We start from the raw sequence: 460 nt of genomic DNA, 5'->3' as shown, positions 1-460 counted from the left end.
AAATGACCCCTCACAACAGCCGACCTGCTGTGCAAGACAGCTACCCCAGCGCCCGCGTGGCGGGCTATCCCGGCCAATTGGCCGATATGCGCAGCGTGAGCCGCGACCCCCACGCCAGCTACTTTTGCGAAACCGATGTGTATGTTGGTCGTGCCGTGGTCAAGGGCGCGCCCAGCAGCAATGACGCTGACCTGCGCTCGTTTGCAGTGCAGGCCCCCCAGCCCGACAGCACTGCCGAGCAACTGGTGGGCCTTGTCGGCTACACCTATGCCGCCGAGGTGGACAGCGATGGCTGGGCGTTTCTGTGGGCCAAGTCACAGGTCGGGGTGATTGAGCCGGGTCTGGGCGTGCTTGTGTATGTGAGCAAGCCGCAGGACGTGAGCATCAGCCACGGCGACCCGGTGTTTGTCGCCATCAGCCCGGACAACGAGGCGCAGGTGCCGGTGGGGCTGTTTACCAA

At 64.3% G+C, this 460-nt stretch carries 1 protein-coding gene; it reads left to right on the top strand.

Going from position 1 to position 460, the window contains the following annotated elements:
* Positions 1–29 precede the first annotated feature (29 nt).
* A partial coding sequence (locus tag H8792_RS12365) for a structural cement protein Gp24 (RefSeq protein WP_185979387.1) occupies positions 30–460 on the top strand: 431 nt, incomplete at its 3' end.

It is taken from the genome of Thiomicrorhabdus heinhorstiae, from assembly GCF_013391765.2.
Lineage (GTDB): Bacteria > Pseudomonadota > Gammaproteobacteria > Thiomicrospirales > Thiomicrospiraceae > Thiomicrorhabdus > Thiomicrorhabdus heinhorstiae.
Note: the sequence above shows the minus strand (reverse complement) of the source record. Positions and strands in the feature narration are given on the sequence as shown.